The sequence below is a fragment of the Nocardia sp. NPDC003693 genome, from assembly GCF_053981095.1.
In genome coordinates, this window is the sequence record NZ_JBSFNO010000030.1 from 1 (window position 1) to 13783 (window position 13783).

General features: G+C 70.5%; 12 protein-coding genes. 6 read left to right on the forward strand and 6 right to left on the reverse strand.

Annotated elements, in window-relative coordinates:
• Positions 1-134 precede the first annotated feature (134 nt).
• Positions 135-485: a VOC family protein gene (locus tag ACWDOP_RS27720; protein ID WP_456347390.1), complete on the reverse strand. Its 351-nt coding sequence runs from the start codon at positions 483-485 to the stop codon at positions 135-137.
• 38 nt (positions 486-523) lie between these two features.
• Positions 524-1342, reverse strand: coding sequence for a MerR family transcriptional regulator (locus ACWDOP_RS27725; protein ID WP_456347391.1), 819 nt, complete (start codon positions 1340-1342; stop codon positions 524-526).
• A 91-nt stretch (positions 1343-1433) separates the two neighbouring features.
• On the opposite strand from ACWDOP_RS27725, the gene ACWDOP_RS27730 reads away from it, so the two are divergent.
• Both ACWDOP_RS27730 and recR read left to right on the forward strand, forming a co-directional pair.
• A complete protein-coding gene (locus tag ACWDOP_RS27730) occupies positions 1434-1766 on the forward strand; it encodes a YbaB/EbfC family nucleoid-associated protein (protein ID WP_456347392.1) in 333 nt (110 codons plus the stop codon).
• 34 nt (positions 1767-1800) lie between these two features.
• The gene (gene recR, locus ACWDOP_RS27735; RefSeq protein ID WP_354988298.1) at positions 1801-2409 is read left to right on the forward strand and encodes a recombination mediator RecR; all 609 of its coding nucleotides are present in this window, start codon (positions 1801-1803) and stop codon (positions 2407-2409) included.
• A 92-nt stretch (positions 2410-2501) separates the two neighbouring features.
• Here recR and ACWDOP_RS27740 read toward each other — a convergent pair whose 3' ends face one another.
• From ACWDOP_RS27740 to ACWDOP_RS27755, 4 genes are all read right to left on the reverse strand, one after another.
• Entirely contained in the window at positions 2502-2693 is a 192-nt protein-coding gene (locus ACWDOP_RS27740; protein WP_354988297.1) for a hypothetical protein, read from the reverse strand.
• On the reverse strand, positions 2690-3346 hold the full coding sequence (locus tag ACWDOP_RS27745) for a hypothetical protein (RefSeq protein WP_456347393.1): 657 nt from the start codon (positions 3344-3346) through the stop codon (positions 2690-2692). Before ACWDOP_RS27745 ends, ACWDOP_RS27740 begins: the two co-directional genes overlap by 4 nt.
• A 157-nt stretch (positions 3347-3503) precedes the next feature.
• Positions 3504-4145 carry a hypothetical protein gene (locus tag ACWDOP_RS27750; protein WP_456347394.1) on the reverse strand — a complete coding sequence of 214 codons (642 nt, stop codon included), beginning with the start codon at positions 4143-4145 and terminating at the stop codon, positions 3504-3506.
• A 92-nt stretch (positions 4146-4237) separates the two neighbouring features.
• On the reverse strand, positions 4238-4474 hold the full coding sequence (locus ACWDOP_RS27755; protein ID WP_456347395.1) for a hypothetical protein: 237 nt from the start codon (positions 4472-4474) through the stop codon (positions 4238-4240).
• Between the two features lie 129 nt (positions 4475-4603).
• On the opposite strand from ACWDOP_RS27755, the gene ACWDOP_RS27760 reads away from it, so the two are divergent.
• From ACWDOP_RS27760 to ACWDOP_RS27775, 4 genes are read left to right on the forward strand one after another with little or no spacing between them, the layout of a single operon-like run.
• Positions 4604-8647, forward strand: coding sequence for a transglutaminase family protein (locus ACWDOP_RS27760; RefSeq protein ID WP_456347396.1), 4044 nt, complete (start codon positions 4604-4606; stop codon positions 8645-8647).
• 29 nt (positions 8648-8676) lie between these two features.
• Positions 8677-11691: a circularly permuted type 2 ATP-grasp protein gene (locus tag ACWDOP_RS27765; RefSeq protein WP_456347441.1), complete on the forward strand. Its 3015-nt coding sequence runs from the start codon at positions 8677-8679 to the stop codon at positions 11689-11691.
• Positions 11688-12572: a transglutaminase family protein gene (locus ACWDOP_RS27770; protein WP_456347397.1), complete on the forward strand. Its 885-nt coding sequence runs from the start codon at positions 11688-11690 to the stop codon at positions 12570-12572. The genes ACWDOP_RS27765 and ACWDOP_RS27770 overlap by 4 nt, the downstream gene beginning before the upstream one ends.
• Positions 12573-12591: 19 nt before the next feature.
• Positions 12592-13665, forward strand: coding sequence for a zinc-binding metallopeptidase family protein (locus tag ACWDOP_RS27775; RefSeq protein WP_454204633.1), 1074 nt, complete (start codon positions 12592-12594; stop codon positions 13663-13665).
• Positions 13666-13783: the final 118 nt, after the last annotated feature.

The window sequence follows — 13783 nt, forward strand, 5'->3', positions numbered from 1 at the left end:
GGCGGTGGTCCGGCTGCGCCGCCGCGGTGACCGGTACGTATCGGCCTGGGCCGGAACCGGTTTCGAGGCTCCTGACCCGCCCCGTATATACGGGGCGGGCGGCGGTCGTTCGGGTGGACGGGGCGCGGCGACCATCAGCCCGCCGCGATGTCGAAGAGGTTGCCCTCCGGATCCGACAGCGTCGTCCACTGCATGCCGTACTCGTCGAAATCGGCGATGTGCTTGGCGCCGAGGGCGACCGCGCGCTCGATGCCGCCGGGCAGATCGTCCGACAGCAGGTCCAGGTGGACGACGTTCTTGCCCGGGTTCTTGTCCGGGACGTGGATGAACATGAGCGTCGGGCTGTGGCCGGTGCTCTGGCCGACGGTGGCGAAGTGCTCGTTGCCGTCCGGGTCGACGGTGCGGTCGAGCAGTTGCGCCCAGAAGGCGGCCAGTTCCCCGGCGTTCTGCGAGTCGATGGTGATGTTGGCGATCTTGATGGCCATGACGGTCTCCTGTCGGGTCGGATGAACTCGGGTGCTGCTCAGAGCCGGCCGATGGGCCAGCAGATTTCGGTGATATAGCCGGACTCGTCGGCCTCGTCCGGGCCGGCCAGGTAGATCTCGCGGACCGGCTCGGCGAGCGCGGTGTCGTGTTCGGCGACGTGGCTGCCCAGCGCGCCGTAGGTGCGGTCGAACTCGGTGAACGGGCCCAGGTGCACGGCGACCGCGAAACGCCGGGCGGGCAGTTCGAGTACCCGGCCCACCGCCGCGGCGCGCGCCCGGTCGTCCGGGGTGATCGGCACGTACGCCATGACCTCGCCGTGCTCCTGCTCGAAAAAGTCCATGTCATAGGTGGCTCCGGCCGGACCGGCGGGCTCGATCTCCGCGCGCGCCAGCCCCTGATACAGCGTGCCGAAGCTGGCGTCGCACCAGTCGCCGATGCCGTCCCGGCCCACCGTCTCACCCAGTACGAGGGCGGGACAGCTTGCGACGGAACGATATTCGACCTCGAGCGGAATGCTCGCGGGCGGCAGCAGCAGCGTCCGCAGCGAGGCGACCACGTCGCGGGTGCGGGTCAGCTCGGCCTCCATCCGCTCGAGGTGCGCGCGCAGCGCCTCGTCCCGGGCGGCCCGGTCCGGCGCCGCGAGCACCGCCTTGATCTCGGGCACCGGCATGTTCAGCTCGCGCAGCCGGCGGATGAGATGGGCCTGGTCCACCTGATCGGTGGAGTAGAACCGGTAACCGGTGCCCGGGTCGACCGCGGCCGGTTCGAGCAGCTCGATCTCGTGGTAGTAGCGCAGCGCCTTCACGCTGAGATAGCTGAGCCGGGAGAACTCCCCGATGGGAACCGTCGCTGTCATGCCTTCAGCGAACACTCTCCCACCGGGGGAGAGTCAACAGGCCCCGCTTGTAGGCTGGTGACCGATCACATCCCCGCAGAGAGGACACGTCGTGCAGCCCGGTGGAGAGTTCGATATCCAGCAGTTGATGGCCCAGGCCCAGCAGATGCAGCAGGCCGTGATGGCCGCGCAGCAGGAGATCGCGGCGGCCGAGGTGGAGGGCGAGGCGGGCGGCGGCCTGGTGCGCGTCCGCATTCGCGCCACCGGTGAGATCCTGGCCCTGACCATCGACCCGAAGATCATCGATCCGGAGGACGCGGAGACGCTGCAGGATCTGGTGATCGGCGCGATCAACAACGCCATGGGCAACGCCCAGGAACTGGCCGCGGATCGGCTCGGCCCGCTGGCCGGCGGTCTCGGCGGCGGCGCGCTGCCCGGCTTCTGATCGCGGCCGGGACAGCGGCGGAGAGGAATACCGAGTGTACGAGGGTCCGGTTCAGGATCTCATCGACGAGCTGGGCAAACTGCCCGGTGTCGGTCCGAAGAGCGCCCAGCGCATCGCTTTTCATTTTCTCTCGGTGGAACCACCGGAGATCGACCGGCTGCAGGCGGCCCTGCAGAAGGTGCGCGACGGCGTGCGCTTCTGCGTGGTCTGCGGCACGGTCTCCGACGGTGAACGCTGCCGCATCTGCTCCGATCCGCGTCGCGATCGCACGATGATCTGCGTGGTCGAGGAGCCCAAGGATGTCCAGGCCATCGAGCGCACCCGCGAGTTCCGCGGCCGGTACCACGTGCTGGGCGGGGCGCTGGATCCGCTCTCGGGCGTCGGCCCCGATCAGCTGCGGATCCGGGAACTGCTGACCCGCATCGGCAATCAGGACGACGGCGTCGACGTCAGCGAGGTCATCATCGCGACCGATCCCAATACCGAGGGTGAGGCGACGGCGACGTATCTGGTGCGCATGCTGCGCGATTTCCCGGGTCTGAGCGTGACTCGGCTCGCCTCGGGCCTGCCCATGGGCGGGGATCTGGAATTCGCGGACGAACTCACGCTGGGCCGGGCGCTGTCCGGGCGTCGCGCGCTCTGATCCGGGCGCGTCGCGGATCCGGCGCGGCTCGCTACGCTGCGGCGGCGCGGCATCGCTGCCGCGTCGCTCCCGGGGTGTCCGAGCCCGTGCGGCTAGGTCCAGACCGGCGGCGCGGGCATGGCCGCGGGCTGCGGGCACGGCATGTGCTGGCTGTTGCGCGGAACATCGGCGCCCGCCCCGGTGGCGTGCAATGCCACCACCGCGGCCAATGCGGCCGCGATACCGACCAGCACGGCCAGGCTCTTACGCAGTCTCGGTGTGCTCGGCCTCGGGCGTAGCTTCAAAGCTCTCTCCTCGTCTCGGACGGATTTCGAAAGCAAATCGGACGGCACCGCGTGCGAATATTCCGAAATGTTAGCTTTCCGGCGCCCGCGCACCGTTCATTGCGCGGGTACCGGAATCCGAATCGAGATGCGCTTGTTACTCGGCGGCGCACATGGAGCGCAGTACGCCCCGCATAACCGGCCAGCCGTATTTCATCGGCGCGAAGGCCAGCGCGCGCAATTGTGACGGGCGTCAGAATCTCCGAACCGACGCCTCCCATTCCGGCCACCATGCTGCCGAGCGAGAGCAGCAGGCTCGCGGTATCGGCGGTCACATAGGCCAGGTCCAGCGAATTCTCGACGGTCACCTCGCTCAACGGAACCGTGTGGTGCGCCTTGCCTTCGTAGATATCGAACCCGAGATTGGTGAGCAGCGTCAGCGGCCCGTAATCCAGGATTGCCGGAATGGCGCCGAGTTCCGCTGTGGGACGCAGGATCAGCGGTTCGGCGACATCGTGATCGCGCAGGAATGCGTGCAGCGCATCGGTAGCCGCGTGCAGTGTGGGCAGATCGAATGGCAGCTGATCGGAGGCGGCGAGAAAGGCGCGAGTGCGTTCGAGAACGGCGGCGGTATTCAGCTCGCCTGCCGGAGTACAGCTTTCGTCGGCCAGCACGAGCTGGTTCGCCAGATGGGCGAGTTCGGCGGGGACGGGAATTCGGTCGGGATCTTCACGATCCGGGCTGGTGAAGGCCGCGCATCCGGAACGAGCCCGGGACGCGCTCGCGTCCCGGGCTCTGCGGGGTGATCGTGACGGGCCCGGCCCGCGTCGTTCAGAACGTCAGGCGCTGCCAGTCCAGGGCCTCGAAGCGCGAGCGGTCGCCGACGGTCCAAGACCAGATCAGATCGGCCACCGTCTCGGGATCGTCCACCCGGACCCCGAGGTGCCGCTCGGGTGACCCGTCGCGGTACTCGAGCTCGTACCGGCCGTCCTCGCCGCGATAGGTCTGGATGTAGATCTGCTCCCCGCTCTCGACGATCAGGTACGGTCCCGGCGGGCTCAGCTCCGGGATCCACTGGTGCACGAGTTTGCTTGTGAGATAGGGGAATTCGCCTGCTCCGCCGTGCGACACGGCGACCGGGACGTGATCGGCCGGATCGATCAACCAGGTCAGCTGCGGATCGTAGACGGCGTACCCGTGCGGGGTGGCCAGCTCGAACAGCAGGTTCCGGACGTGCCCGACCGCGTCAATGGGGCTGGAAACGAAAAGTGTCGCGCCGATCGTGCCGTCAGCGGCCGGTGCGGCCAGGAAAGCGTCCGACTCCGGCAGCTCGCCGTTGCGGCGATCGAGTTCGGCGGCGATCTCGGCCACCACGTCCGCGGCGGGCTTCCCGTCCTGCGTGGTCAGGTACGCGTCGACGGCGTCGGGGGTCGCGGCGGCACCGGAGGGCAGCAATACGTGGTCGTAGCTCACCTGACCAGGCTAGTTGCCGGACCCTCGGGGTCCGGAGCCAGGCGGCGCGAGCGTGCCGCGGCGGCCGGATCGGGCCCGGGCGCCGCGGGTGATCAGCCGGCTAGGCTCTGCGGCGCGCGGTGTGAATCGACCTCCGCCACTACGCATTCGCAGCCACCGGCCACCATCGAACACTCGGCCAGGTAGGGGTGCCGCACCCGGTCGGCCGCGGCGCAGCCCCAATCGGTGCATTCGAAGGACCCGTCGGCGTGCGCGATCAGCGTCCCGTGGCAGTGATCGAGGGTCGCTTCGCAGAGCCGGCACGCCGGGGTGCTCGTCGTCGTGCTCATGGAAACCTCCTCCCATCGTTCCTACGAGTGTGCGCACACCCTCGCGGCAACTGTGGGAGGTCGCCGCGTGTCGTCCTTTCTGTCGGTAATAAGCCCGCGTGTCACCGCTCTCGCGTGGTGAACTTGATTATGGGGATTCGAGTTTCCCTCGAGCATCGCACGACCTACACCTTCGAACGCCCGGTGCGGATTCACCCGCATGTGGTGCGACTGCGGCCCGCGCCGCACACGCGCACCAGCATCGAGGCATATTCCATGCGGGTGGATCCGGCCGCGCACTGGGTCAACTGGCAGCAGGACGCGTTCGGTAACTTCCTGGCGCGCCTGGTCTTTCACGAACCCGCGCGTGAGCTCTCCGTGGTGGTCGGACTGGTGGCGGAGATGGACGCCATCAACCCGTTCGACTTCTTCGTCGAGGAGTACGCCGAGCACTTCCCCTTCCGGTATCCCCCGGAACTGGCCGCCGACCTGGAGGCGTATCTGCGCCCCGTCGACGAGGCCGAACCCGGTTCCGGCCCAGGCGAACTGGTGCGCGAGTGGGTGCGCGCGAACCCGCCCCGCGACCGGCCGCGCACCATCGAGTTCCTGATCGCGATCAACCACGCGCTGCGCGAGGACGTCGGGTACACCATCCGGCTCGAACCCGGTGTGCAGACCCCGGATCACACGTTGCGCTCGGCGCTGGGCTCGTGCCGGGATTCGGCCTGGCTGCTCGTGTCGGTGCTGCGTGAATACGGGCTCGCCGCGCGTTTCGTGTCCGGCTATCTCATTCAGCTGGCGCAGGACCTGCCGTCGCTGGACGGGCCGTCCGGGCCGCTCGCCGACTTCACCGACCTGCACGCCTGGACCGAGGTGTACCTGCCCGGGGCGGGCTGGGTCGGGCTCGATCCCACCTCCGGCCTCTTCGCGGGGGAGGGGCACATCCCGCTGGCCGCGACGCCGCATCCGGTGTCCTCCGCGCCCATCACCGGGGCCACCGATCCGGTGCGCGCGACCCTGGAGTTCTCCAACACCGTGCACCGCGTGCACGAGGATCCCCGGGTAACGCTGCCCTACAGCGACATTCAATGGAACCGCATCGCCGCCACGGGCGCGGCGGTCGATGCCCGAGTGCGCGACGCGGGGATCGGCCTGACCGTCGGCGGCGAACCCACCTTCGTCTCGATCGACGACCAGACCGGCCCCGAGTGGACCACCGACGCCGACGGCCCGCACAAACGCGAACGCGCCGCCGACCTCGCCCGCCGCCTGCGCCGCATCTACGCCCCCACCGGCCTGGTCCAGTACCGCCAGGGCAAGTGGTATCCCGGCGAGCCCCTGCCCCGCTGGGACATAGCCCTGCTCTGGCGCGCCGACGGAAAACCCCTCTGGCACTATCCCGACCTGCTGATAGACCCCTGGCTCCCACCCGATGCGCCACCGGAGTCCGCGCCGACGGATTCGACGGACGTCCCTGGCTCGCCGGCCGCGGCGGACTCCGGCACCGCGCCGGATGAGCCGGATTCGGGTGCCGGTCCGAATTCCTCGGCGACGCCCGGCGATACGGCCGCGCAGGACTCGGATTCGTTCAGCCCGGATATCCGTCCGGAGCCTGAGACCGCCGGTGCCGTGGCGGCAAACGCGCACGGTGAGCCACACCCGGCCGCGAATCCGGCGTCCGGTTCCGCAGTCCCGGCACCGAAGTGGGCCATCGACTCCGATGGGGCACAACACACTTCCGATCGCGGGCTCGCGGTCGCGGTCGGTAAGGACGCGGACGCGGAGGACGCGGTAGAAGACCGGGCGCCGAACGCTACGGGTTCGGACGGCGCGTTGCGGACATCCAATAGTGCTGATGCACAACGGGTATCGGACCTCGGCCGACTCAATGGGGCGCACGGAACGACCTTGGGCGCGGGTGTCGCCGCGGCGGACGGTCATTCAGCGGCGGGCGGCCCGACCGTGGCGCGCAGCGGGCCGGGCGTGGACGCGGACGGTGCGACCGACCGGCAGCGGACCGACGCGGGGACCTGGGCGGCGGTGGCTCCGGTTGCCGCCGTGGGCGGCAACGGATCCCCGGCGACCGGGCGCACGGCGGGCACTCGCGCCGTCGATGACGAGCAGCTGGTCGCGCACGGCTCCGGGGGTGTCGCGCGGGCCGTGCTGGCGCACATCGTCGACGGACTCGGGTTGCCGGAGAGCCAGATCCGGCCCGCGTTCGAGGACCCGCTCGCGCGGATGGGGGCCAAGGCTCGGGTCCCGTGGGGAGACCCGGTCGCGGGGGCGGAAGATCTGGCGCCGGAGCGGGACTCGGCGGCGGCGCGGGCGGAACTGCTGGCGCGGCTGGACGAAACGGCGGGGGCGGCCGCGGCCTACGTGCTGCCGCTGCACCGGCGGGCGGACGGCGGCGGCTGGGCCAGCGCGGACTGGCGACTGCGGCGGGGGCGAATCGTGTTGACGGAGGGGGATTCTCCGGCGGGGCTGCGACTGCCGCTGGGATCCGTCTCCTGGGATCCGCCGCCGGAGACGGTGGAGAACGACCCCGTCGCGCCGCCGCCCACGCGGCCGCTGTCGGGGGAACCGGACGCGGCGGTGGTGCCCGCGCACGACGCGCCGATCACCGCCCTCGTGGTGGAGGTGCGGCACGGGCGCATGTTCGTCTTCCTGCCCCCGGTCACCGAACTCGACGCCTACTTCGACCTGGTGTGCCGGGTCGAGGAGGCGGTGGCGACGGTGGGGGAGCCGGTGGTGCTGGAGGGGTACCCGCCGCCGGTGGACGCGCGCCTGCACACCCTGTCGATCACACCGGATCCCGGCGTCATCGAGGTCAACGTGCAGCCCGCCGAATCGTTCGCCGAACAGGCCGAACTGCTGGACACCCTGTACGAGCAGGCGCGCCTGGCCCGGCTCGGCACCGAGAAGTTCGACGTGGACGGCACGCACGGCGGCACCGGCGGCGGCAACCACATCACGCTGGGCGGGTGGACGCCCGCGCGCTCGCCGCTGCTGCGGCGGCCGGACCTGCTGGTCTCGCTGCTCACCTACTGGCAGCGTCATCCGGCGCTGTCCTACCTGTTCTCCGGCCGCTTCATCGGCCCCACCTCGCAGGCCCCGCGCGTGGACGAGAGCCGCCCGGACTCGCTCTACGAACTCGAGATCGCGTTCGCGGAGATCGCGCGCCTGCACCCGGCGGGCGCGTCCGATTCCGGGGACGCGCTGTCCGCGCCGTGGGTGGTCGATCGCGCGCTGCGGCACCTGCTCACCGATCTCACCGGCAACACCCATCGGGCCGAGTTCTGCATCGACAAGCTGTACAGCCCGGATTCCGCGCGCGGGCGGCTCGGGCTGGTGGAACTGCGCGGCTTCGAGATGCCGCCGCACTTCCGCATGGCGATGGTGCAATCGCTGCTGGTGCGCGCGCTGGTCCTGCGCTGCTGGGAACGCCCGTACACCGCGCCGCTGCTGCGGCACGGGGTGAACCTGCACGGCAGATACCTGCTGCCGCACTTCCTGGCGGCCGACATCGGCGAGGTCGTGGCCGATCTGCGCGCGCACGGCATCGATTTCGATATGAGCTGGCTCGATCCGTTCTTCGAATTCCGTTTTCCGCGCATCGGCACGGTGGTACTCGGTGGTATGGAAGTCGAACTGCGCGGCGCCATCGAGCCGTGGAACACCCTGGGCGAGCAGACCACCGCCGCCGGCACCGCCCGCTACGTGGACTCGTCGGTGGAACGGTTGCAGGTGCTTCTCACCGGCGCAGACCGCGGGCGATACCTGCTCACCTGCAACGGTTTCCCGGTGCCGCTCGTGCCCGCGGGCAAGGCCGACACGCAGGTCGCGGGCGTGCGCTACCGGGCCTGGCAGCCGCCGAACGCGTTGCACCCCACCATCACCGTCGACGCGCCCCTGGTCTTCGACATCGTCGACACCGAGTCGGGCCTGTCCCGCGGCGGGTGCACGTACCACGTCTCGCATCCGGGCGGCATGTTCTATCCGGGGCCGCCGGTGAACGCGCTCGCGGCGCAGTCGCGGCGCAATCGGCGCTTCGAACCGACCGGGCACACGCCCGGTCCGGTCGACATCGCCGATCTGCGTGCCAAAATGGCGGTACAGGCGACGGATATCGGTGCGCCCGGGATCCTGGACCTACGCCGGGCGCGCACGGTGTGGGGTCTGTCCGGCGACCGATAGGCATCCGGCGGGAGTGGTTTGCGGTGACAATGCTCGAGGCGACGCCACCGGGTGACGCGGCGCCCGGACGGGACCGCTGGGGTGCGGCCGCCATGAGCCCGGCGGCGGCCGAACAGTACGCGAAATACCGTGCGGCGGCGGCGAACACCGGCGCCTTCGATGCCTGCGGGCTGCCCACCGACGGCTACTACGACGAACTGGTCGACGGCGGCGGGCGGCTGCGGCCGCTGTGGGCCGAACTCTCCAGCGATTTCCTGGAACAGGGCGGCGCGGGCCTGAGCCGGCTCGACGCCCGGGTCCGCCGCCTCATCGAGGACGACGGCATCACCTACACCGAGCTCGGCGGCTCGGCCACCGAACCCGCGGCCGCCACGCCCTGGCGACTCGACCCGATCCCGCTGCTGCTCGCCGCGCACGACTGGGCCGGGCTGGAAGCCGGTGTGGTGCAGCGCTCCCGGCTGCTCGACGCGATCCTGGCCGACGTGTACGGGCCGCGCCGCACCATCACCTCCGGGCTGCTGCCCCCGCAGGTCGTGTTCGGCTACAGCGGCTACATGCGTGCCGCGCACGGTATCTCGCTGCCCGGACGGCATCAGCTCTTCCTGCACGCCTGCGATATCGGCCGCTGGAGCGACGGCGGATTCCGGGTGCTCGCGGACTGGGCGCAGGCGCCCTCGGGCGCGGGCTACGCGCTGGCCGATCGGCGCGTGGTGTCCGCCGCCATCCCCGAAGCGTTCGAACTCGCCAGCCCGCTGCCGCTGACGCCCTTCGTGCGCGCCATGCGCCTCATGCTGATCGAAGCCGCGCCGCGCGCGGCCGACGACGAGCCGACGGTCGTGGTGCTCAGTCCGGGCCCGCAGTCGGAAACCGCCTTCGATCAGGCGTATCTGGCGTCGGTGCTGGGTTTCCCGCTGGTGGAGAACGCCGATCTGGTCGTCCGGGACGGGCGACTGTGGATGCGCTCGCTGGGCACCCTCGAACAGGTCGACGTGGTGCTGCGGCGCGTGGACGCCGAGTTCTCCGATCCGCTGGATCTGCGGCCAGACTCCCGGCTCGGGGTGGTGGGCCTGGTGGAAGTGCTGCGCAAGGGCGCGGTCACCGTCGTCAACACCCTGGGCAGCGGCGTGCTGGAGTCCCCGGCGCTGGCCGCGTTCCTGCCGGGGCTGTCCCGCGCGCTGCTGGATCAGGACCTGAAGCTGCCGAGTGTCGAAACCTATTGGGGCGGTGACGATCTCCAACGCTCCTACCTGATCGGCAACCTGCACCGGCTGATTCTGCGCTCCACCCGCGACGGGACCACCGTGTTCGGCACCCTGCTCACCCGCGAGCAGCGCGCGCAGTGGCGCGCCCGCATCGAGGCCGAGGGCTGGAAGTGGGTCGGCCAGGAACCCGCGCGCTTCGCCGTGGCGCCGGCGGTGTCGGCCGGCGGGACACTGGCCGCGTCTCCGGTCGAGATGCGGCTGTTCTCCCTGGCGGGCCGGGTCGGCTACCGGGTCATGGCGGGCGGGCTCGGGCAACTGCATCAGCGCACCGGTCCCGAGGGCATGGTGGGCGAGGCCGCCGCCAAGGACATCTGGGTGCGCGCCACCCCGACCCCGGCGCCCGCCGTCGAGGTCGCCGAGGAGCGCGAACACCGCACCCCGGCCGTCGCGGCCCTCGAGGTCGTCAGCTCGCCGCGCGTCCTGAACGATCTGTTCTGGCTCGGCCGCTACGGCGAACGCGCCGAGGCCACCGTCCGTCTGCTCGGCGCCACCCACGACCGGCACCAGGACTACCGCTACCGGCCCTGGATGGAAGGCGCCGACGCGATGCCCATCCTCATCGCCGCCCTCGGGCACATGACCGGCACCGCACCGCCCGCGCCGAAACAGACCGTGGCCCAGTCGGACTGGATCAACCGGCAGCTTCAGTCGCAATCGCAAGACGGGCAGGCCCAGTCGCAGGGCGGTCAGTCGCAATCCCAAGGCGGGCAGACGCAGTCGCAGGGCGGACAGACCCAATCCTGGGGTGGGCAATCGCAAGGCGGACAGTCACAGTCGCAGGGCGCACAGTCGCAATCCCAAGGCGGACAGTCGCAATCGCAGGGTGGGCAATCGCAATCCCAAGGCGGGCAATCACAATCCCAAGGCGCGGCCCGGCCCGCGCGCGCCCACCGGGACGCCGACGACATCGCGGCCCGGCGGGAGCAGCGGCGGCGCGAGTACTCCGACCAGCCGACCATGCCCATCGCGCTGCCCGGCGCCTCGCGGCGCGATCACGACTACCTGGTCGCCCTGACCGTGGACCGCGACCTGCCGGGGTCGGTCGCCTACGCCATGGAGCGGTACGGGAAAGCCGCCCGGGCGGTGCGCGACCAGCTCTCGCCCGACACCTGGATGGTGCTCGGTTCGGTGGACCGGGCGCTGTCGGAGTACCGGGGCGTGCGGGGGGATCAGGGCGCGGCGCTGTCGGCGGTGCATTCGCGCGCGCTCGCGGGGCTGCTGGCCCTGACCGGGATCGAGGGCGAATCCACGGTGCGCGACACCGGCTGGCGGGTGCTGGACATCGGCCGCCGGATCGAACGCGGGCTGGCGCTGTGCGCGCTGCTGGCCGCCGCGCTGACCGACACCTACCCGCCCCCGGTGGGGCGCGTGGTCACCGAGGCGGTGCTGCGGGCCACCGTGTCCTCGGTGAGTTACCGTCGCCGCCACCGGGATTCGGTGCGGGTGGCGGCACTGGCCGCGCTGCTGCTGTTCGACGCGAGCAATCCGCGCTCGCTCGCCTATCAGCTCGCCCGCCTCGAAGCGCACTTCCTCGCGCTGCCGTCCGCGGCCGGATCCGCACGCCCGCAACGCCTCCTGAGCGACGCCCAGCGCATGCTGCACCGGCTCGACCCGGCCGACCTGGAGGTCATCGACGCGCAGGGCTGCCGCACCGAACTGGCCGAACTGCTCGACGGCGTCCACCTGCGCCTGCGCAAGGTCTCCGAATCCTTCGAGAGCACACGGCTTTCGGTGCCGCGCGAAACCCAGCCGCTGTGGGGATCGGCCCGGGTGGTCGGATGAGCGCCGCGCGCCGCTACCGGGTCCTGCACAGCACCGTCTACGTCTACTCCGACGTGGTCACGAGTTCCTACGGCCGCGCCTATCTGACGCCGCGCGAATTCCCCGGCCAGCAACTGCTTTCGCACGATATCCGCGTCGATCCGGTGCCCTCGGATCGCTCGGTCGGCACGGACGTCTACGACAACACCACGCTCTACTTCCACGTCACCGCCGATCACCGCCGCCTGGAGGTGACCGGGGAATCGGTCGTCGAAGTACGACGCCCGCCCGCCACGGCCGCCGCGCAGCCGTGGGAACAGGCCCGCCCCGGGCACGAAAACGGCCCGCTGGCGGTGGAATTCACCCTCGATCTGGTGCCGCCGGAGATCGTCCCGGAACTCGCCGCCTACGCCGCCGAGTCCTTCCCGCCCGGCCGCCCGCTGCTGGACGCGGTGACCGAGTTGAACACCCGCATCTTCACCGATTTCACCTACGAGTCCGGCTCCACCACCGTCAGCACCCGCGTGGCCGACGTCTTCGCCGCCCGCGCCGGCGTCTGCCAGGACTTCGCCCGGCTCGGTATCGCCTGCCTGCGCTCGCTCGGGCTGGCCGGGCGCTACGTCTCGGGCTACCTCGCCACCGATCCGCCACCGGGCAAGGAACGCATGGTCGGGGTGGACGCCACCCACGCCTGGGCCGCGGTGTGGCTGCCGGACGGCAGCGCCGAGGGCGGCTGGCTCGATTTCGATCCGACCAACAATCAGTTCGCCGACGAGCGGTACGTCACCCTGGCGTGGGGCCGGGACTACGCGGATGTTCCGCCGGTCCGCGGCATCATCTACACCGACGCCAAGGAGAGCACCATCGGTGTGTCGGTGGACGTGGCCCCCCTGTCCCCGTGAACGATCGAGGTGTCGTGCCGTGCGTGATTTCAGCTGCCCCCAGTGCGGCCAGCAACTGGCCTTCGAGAACTCGCTCTGCCTGCAATGCGGCAGTCCGCTCGGCTTCGGATTGACCGAACGGGCGCTGCTGGTCATCGCCGCGGACGGTGATCCCGCGCGCGCGAGCGGCGAGCCGGACGACGCGGGGGACAGCGCCCGCGATTTCACCAGCGGCACCGTCGATGCCCAGGAGTTCCGGCTCTGCGACAACCGCCATGTGGCCCAGTGCAACTGGCTGGTGCCGCGCACCGGCGGCCCCACCCTCTGCGAATCCTGCCGCCTCACCCGCACCCGGCCCGCCGATCAGGACGACAAGTGGCTGCCCGCCTTCGCCGAGGCCGAGGCCGCCAAACGCCGCCTGGTGCTCGAGCTCACCGAACTCGGGCTGCCGATCGTCGACCGCGTCGAGGATCCCGAGTTCGGCCTGGCCTTCGATCTGCTGGCCAGCGGATCCGAGCGGGTCATGACCGGCCACGAGAACGGGGTCATCACCCTGGACCTGGCCGAGGGCGACGACGTGCACCGCGAGCAACTGCGGGTCGCCATGGACGAGCCGTACCGCACCCTGCTCGGTCACTTCCGGCATGAGATCGGCCACTACTACTTCCCGGTCCTGGTCACCGCCGACGCCGATCTCGAGCTGTCCCGGGAGCTGTTCGGCGATCCCTTCGCCGACTATCAGGAGGCCCTGGACCGGCACTACCGTTCCGGCCCGCCGCCGGGTTGGGAGGACAATTTCGTCTCCTCGTACGCGACCATGCACGCGGCCGAGGACTGGGCGGAGACCTTCGCCCACTATCTCCACATCCGCGACACCCTGGACACGGCCGCGGCCTTCGGCTTCGCCCCGGCCGGCGCCACCCTGGAACGCCCGCAGGTGGGCCGCGCGGGTTTCGACCGCATCATCGATCTGTGGTTGCCGCTGGCCTGGGCGCTGAACATGGTCAATCGCTCGATGGGACACCGCGACCTGTACCCCTTCGTACTGGCCGAACCGGTGCTGGACAAGATGCGTTTCATCCACGAACTCTGCGCTAACGCGGCAAATCGGTAGGCAAATGCGGCAAAGCGGAAGAAGCAGGTTCAGCGGTGTGGCGCGTACCTCCCCGGCTACCGGGTGCGCATTGCAGCCCTGTAAACTCTGATCATCATGCAGCGGGCACTTCTTCTCC